The sequence below is a fragment of the Microbacterium barkeri genome (assembly GCF_027921765.1).
Taxonomy (GTDB): Bacteria; Actinomycetota; Actinomycetes; order Actinomycetales; family Microbacteriaceae; genus Microbacterium; species Microbacterium barkeri.
The window spans coordinates 1-515 of record NZ_BSEJ01000065.1 but is presented as its reverse complement, the minus strand read 5'-3'; the positions used below and the strand labels follow the sequence as shown (position 1 = coordinate 515).

1 protein-coding gene is annotated in these 515 nt (G+C 61.0%); it reads right to left on the bottom strand.

All coding sequences use genetic code 11. The features are described from left to right. The coding region (locus PKE79_RS16795) for an RQC domain-containing protein (protein WP_271174807.1) at positions 1–515 on the bottom strand (515 nt) is incomplete at both ends.

Below are 515 nucleotides of genomic sequence, written 5' to 3'. Positions count from 1 at the left end.
CGCGGAGTGCTGGGCGATATTCTGCGTCACCAGCCCAAGGTGGATCAGCTGGCGGATCACGCTCACCCAGTGCTCGTGACTTTGCTCCCGGCCCATACCGTAAACCGGCAGCTTATCGTGGCCCATCTCTCGGATGCGCTGGTTGTTGGCCCCGCGCAGGACCTCCACCACGTAACCCATCCCGAAACGTTGATTGACCCGGTAAATCGTTGAAAGCGCCTTGCGCGCATCCATTAAGCCATCGTACTGCTTTGGCGGGTCAAGACAGATATCGCAGTTGCCGCACGGCTCCTGACGCCCTTCGCCAAAATAGTTCAGCAGCACCAGACGGCGACAGGTCTGCGCTTCGGCAAACGCCCCCATCGCATTCAGCTTATGCCGTTCGATATCCTGTAGCGGCCCGGCGGGTTTTTCTCCCAGACAGCGGCGCAGCCACGCCATATCCGCCGGATCGTAAAACAGCATCTCTTCCGCCGGCAGGCCATCACGCCCGGCGCGGCCGGTCTCCTGATAGT